This is a genomic window from Rothia sp. HMSC071F11 (genome assembly GCF_001809115.1).
GTDB lineage: Bacteria > Actinomycetota > Actinomycetes > Actinomycetales > Micrococcaceae > Rothia > Rothia dentocariosa.
Genome location: NZ_KV795770.1, coordinates 71753 through 76657, shown reverse-complemented (window position 1 = coordinate 76657; position 4905 = coordinate 71753). Strand labels below are relative to the sequence as shown.

Sequence of the window (4905 nt, the reverse complement as noted above, 5' to 3'; positions counted from 1 at the left end):
GGCGCTCGTCCATAGCCTGCCCGTAACCTTCGGGCGCCTGGAGCTTGTCGGCAGCAAATCGATGCGCTGCCGGGACTACGGGGGTGCCGCCCTGGTTAGCGTTGTTCCCGTTTTGGTTATTGTTCGGGGTGTTCTGGTTCTGACCGTTCTGATCGTTTTGACCGTTCTGGCCATTCTCAGTCGGGTCGTTCTGCGGGGTTACCTGCGCACCGCCCTGGCCATTCTGATCGTTCTGACCATTCTGGTTGTTATTGGGGGTGTTCTGGTTATTATCCTGATGACCCTGGTTCTGGTCGTTCTGGTTACCGTTATTCCCGTTTTGGTTATTGTTCGGGGTGTTCTGATCGCCTTGGTTCTGTTTATTCTGATCGCGCTGCGGGGTTCTCGGGGTCTCACCGCAAGGCGTAGAAGTCAGGTAGGAGCGCAGACGGTCTACTTCCTCTTGCGAGAGCTTGCCGCCGTTTTCTACCGAAAGCTTGCAGAGTTCGTTAGCGATATCTTCGTTCTGCTGGTCTATAGAGTTCGAGTTTCCGCTCACGTCGTTGCGCGCCGCCACGGCCTTGCTGTGCAGGCTGTTGAGCGCCTTAGTGAGCTCATCCGAGGTTTTCTTGAGCTCATCTACCGACCGGCGGCTAGACTTGAGCGATTCCGTGACGTCACCGTTCTGCTGGTGGTCTCGAATGGCTTTCTTGCCTTCATCACTCTGCAGGTACTTCGTCAGGTTGTCTACCTCGCCGCGCAGGGCACGGTAGTTCTTGTTGGCACCCTTGAGGTACTCAGGCTGCAGCTCGTTCACAAGCTTCTCACCATTAGCGACGAGGCCAATCAGGCTTGCCTGCGAGGTGACCGAGGCACCGTACAGGGAACAGGTGACCGAAGAGCCATCACGACAGACCTCGGGGCTGGGGTTGTCCGGCCCGATGGTCTGGCGCAGCGAATCCGCGAGGGCATGCTGGCAGTCGCCGCTGGCATCGGCATAGTTGTTGAGAATCTGGGAAAGCTGCACGAGGTTGCCGTATACGCTCGATCCGCCTCCGGCTGCACCGCGATCGACGGTGCATGACCCGTTTTGATGCGAAACCGAGACATTCGGAACCTGCGAGGTATCACCCAGCAGGGTATCCATCGTGTTCACGGTGCTTTCCAGCTGGCTGATGAGCTGGTTCTTGTTGCCGTCAGCAGTCTTGGCGAGGTCATCCTTGAGGGACTGAATCTGCCCGTCAAGCTCCGCCATACGCTTGGTCAGGCTCTCGCTGTTAGCCTGGAGGTTTTTCGCGGCATCCTGACCCAGGGTGTCCGAGGTGTTGTCCAGGCTGGAGCGCAGTTCGTTCACCTGCGAGCTGGCGCTGGTAATCGTCGAATCGACGTTGTTCACCAAGTCGATAGTGCGCTGAAGCATCGCAACCTGGTTGGCGTCGTTCTTATTGAAGCTGTTGTTGAGCACGCTCTCACCCGAAAGGTCAGAGGCGAACCCCGGCTGAACCGCGATATCGAAATCGGGTGCCTTGAAGTCCTGCGCATTCACCTTCAGCGTGAACGATGTGCTTGCCCCGGAGGTCGGAGGCGCCAGGATCGCGCCCCACTGCACGTTCGCTTTGCCGTCCCCGGTCGTGCTGATCACGCCGTTGGTTGCGCTGTCGTCCGTCTTATCGCCGGAGGTAATGATCTGGTTGGATTTCACGTTATCGAGCGAAACCGATCCTGCCACCGTAAACGGAACACCGACGAGCGCCTGGTTGGTGCGCTTGGTGCCGCCCGCATCGTAGCTTACCTCTTGGGACTTGAGCGTAAGGTTTTCGACGGTGACCTTAATAGTCAGCTCGCCGGAGTAACCGTTCAGGTCTTTCAGGTTTGTACCGGTGCCCTTGGAGCTCTGGTACTGGGTGCTGACGCGCACCGGGACGTCGTTAATAACGTCCTTGACCTTGAAGTTGATGGTCTTGCTGGAGCTCTTGTGCTCTTGTTCATTGACATAGATATTGTTGGTGTCAATAGCAGAAACGTTACCGTTGCTCGCAAGTTTAAGATTCACGTTCTGCAGCACGTGCGTGGGGTTTTGCACCTGCTGTTCGCTCTGCTGGGTCGTCTGCCCGGGCGAGGTAGGATCACTATTCTGCTGGTCTGACGAGGAGCATGCCGCAAGGAGCAAACTGCCAATGACCCCGATGGTTAAAGGCACCCGCACACAGCGGCTCTTCCACGTCAGCCGTGATTCTGACGCGTCGAAGCGTGTAGACATATGGCACTCCGGAAGGTGGCTGATTTTATGGACAGTAATGTTGCATCGTATGTGTGTGGCGTTGAGTAAACCGTTCGAGGCAACTTAAAGGTATTCTACCTCGCCATGAGTAGAATGTGCGGGAAATATGCCAATCTTAACGCTCTGTCTCACGATCAACAGATGTTCAATTACCGTGATGTAATACTGAAAGCGTTACTTTGCAGATTTGTGAAGTTACCCACCTGAACGTTGAGCTTGCACTGGGGAGCAACCGATAGGGCCGTCACATTTTTCTGATCCGCTGAAATCGACAGGTGACCGGAGCATCCGTCTGTGAAGGCGATATCGCCCGTGTCCGGCGCCAGCGAGGTAATGGCCTGGGAGGGCGTTCCGGTCTGCGGCAGCTTCATGAGCGGGTTCAGGTCATCCTTGCCGCTGGGCCACACCGGCAGCAGGGTAACCGGTACTGCCGACTGGTTAACCACGCGGTTGGGCACCTGCACCTCAATCTTCTGGATGCGCTGAATGGGGTACGAAGCCGATTTCACGTCCGGGTCGCTAATGGCGGTCTGGGTTTTCTTGGTGATCTCGCCCAGCCATTTTTCTAGGCTCTTCTGGTCGGGAATATCGATATCGACCTTGGCGCTCATGGTTACGGCTGAGTTCGCCGGAATCTTAAGGTTACTCACATTCCAGGCGCATTTCGTATCCAGCCCGGTAATGGCGGCCTGATTTTTGCGGATCTCTTCGGCCTCACTCGCCTGGTTCCACGTGGTTTGCGGGCAGGAATCGGTGCTCAGCCCGGGAATGACCTGCAGAATATCGCCGTGCAGCCCGGATTTTTGCGTCGAGTACTCAAATTTCACGGTCGCCGTATGAGAAGACGGGTCATAGTCGGCCTCCAGGCGGGTGCCTAAGCCGCTCGGCAGGGGCGAATTCGTGCCTGAGGATGCGGTCCAATGCTCTTTTGGCCCCTCTTGCTTCTTCTCACCGGAACTGTTGATAAAGACGAAAACACACGCGCAGATAAGCGCCAAAATACCTAATATCGACCCCCATACGAGAGGGCGTTTGAGCTGTGAGGCAACCGTTCTCGGCTGCTCATTCTCAAATTCTTCGTCGATTTCTTCCTCTTCGACAACCGGCGCCTCGGTCACCGGGCGGATAATCGTCTGATGTGAGGCTTCACCCAGTTCGGGTACTTGGGTGCTGTAGTTATCCGACGCGGCTTGAGCGGGTGCCTGCTCGCCGCCGCGAATAACCGTGCGCTGACGACCACCGGTGCTCTGGCTTTCTGAGGCACGTTCCTCATACTCGAACCGGTCAGCATCCTGATATTTCTTGCGCAGAACCCGAACCTGCGCCACAGCCTGCGCGGCCTGCGGGCGGTTCTTGGGCGATAGGCTCATAAGATTCTCAAGGACGGTGCGCACATCCTCGGGAAGGTGATCGCTGATCTGAACGGCAGAATCCGCATCCACCAGCGGAACGGCGCCGACCAGAAGCTCGTGAAGCATAACACCGGCGGAATAAATATCGGCTGAGGAATCCGAGCTTCCATAGGCTTTACGCTCGGGCGACATGTAGGCGGGCGTACCGTAAAAACCCTGGCTCTCCGTCTGTCCCATGAGCGTGGCGATACCGAAGTCGGCAACCCGCACCTGCTCCACGAGGGCATCACCGTAATGCCCCGATAAAAGCACATTATCGGGCTTAATATCTAGGTGCAGAACCCCGGAACGATGCGCGTATTCCAGCGCCAAAAGCACGCGCTCGACAATGCCGAAAGCCTCGCCGGGCAGCAGATTCTTCTGCTTCTGCAAAAACTCGCGCACGCTTCCGCCATGCTGGTATTCCATGACGATCGCCAGATTATCGCCCTCAACCACCATGTCTTCGATCGGCACGATGTACTGGTGGTGCAGCTGCGAGAGCACGGTGCGTTCGCGCACAAACCGCTCAAGAAATTCGCTGTCTTTGTGGTACTCGGGCTTGAGGAATTTAGCAGCATACAGCGCCCATGAGCCTTTACGTGAGACCGCCCAGACGGTGCCGACCGTGCCGGAACCTACCGCACGAATGAGCGTGAAGGCGGATCCTAGCGGCGCTCCTTCGCGCATGCCGGTTATTGCATCGTCCACGGTTGCTCCTCACGCTCTAGTGCTCGGGTAGGTCTCACGGCTATACCTAGTGTAACCGGCGCATCCGCAAGATTCAGCCTTTTGCTCACGGTCAGCGGGGATTTTAAGGGGGTATAAAACGGATGGCGCTCCCGCTGCTCTACCCGCCAAAACCCTTGCTCAACACGCTCTTAAACGGTTATGACCTCACCGTTTTTGTGAAAACGGTGAGGTCATAAGGTGTAATGCGTGTTCGGTGTCTTACGCCGCGGCTACTTTTGCCGACGACGGATCACCAAAACGACACCAGTGCCCAGAAGCGCAACGCCCGCGATTACCACGGGAATCACGGCAAATCCGGTATGCGCCAGCGCGTTCGAGCCTGCGGATGCACCGCCTGCAGACCCTTGGACCACGCCGGATGCGCCCGAATCTGAACCGCCCGATACGCCGTTCCCTGACGATCCGGTGACCGTGCCGTTCTCTGTAGTTGCACCAACCTGGGTACCCGCCCTCTGGGCTGTTCCCGAGTTCGCCGCTTGCTCAGAACCTTGCGGGTTCGTG

Annotated in this window: 3 protein-coding genes; all 3 read right to left on the bottom strand. The window is 57.1% G+C overall.

Features of this window, described 5'->3' with window-relative positions; translation table 11 throughout:
• Positions 1-2239 (bottom strand): 1,4-beta-xylanase (locus HMPREF2554_RS09805; protein ID WP_070555072.1); only part of this gene is annotated, 2239 nt, incomplete at its 3' end.
• A 170-nt stretch (positions 2240-2409) separates the two neighbouring features.
• Positions 2410-4362 carry a serine/threonine-protein kinase gene (locus HMPREF2554_RS09800; RefSeq protein WP_246826065.1) on the bottom strand — a complete coding sequence of 651 codons (1953 nt, stop codon included), beginning with the start codon at positions 4360-4362 and terminating at the stop codon, positions 2410-2412.
• Between the two features lie 251 nt (positions 4363-4613).
• A partial coding sequence (locus HMPREF2554_RS11625; RefSeq protein WP_168160880.1) for an LPXTG cell wall anchor domain-containing protein occupies positions 4614-4905 on the bottom strand: 292 nt, incomplete at its 5' end.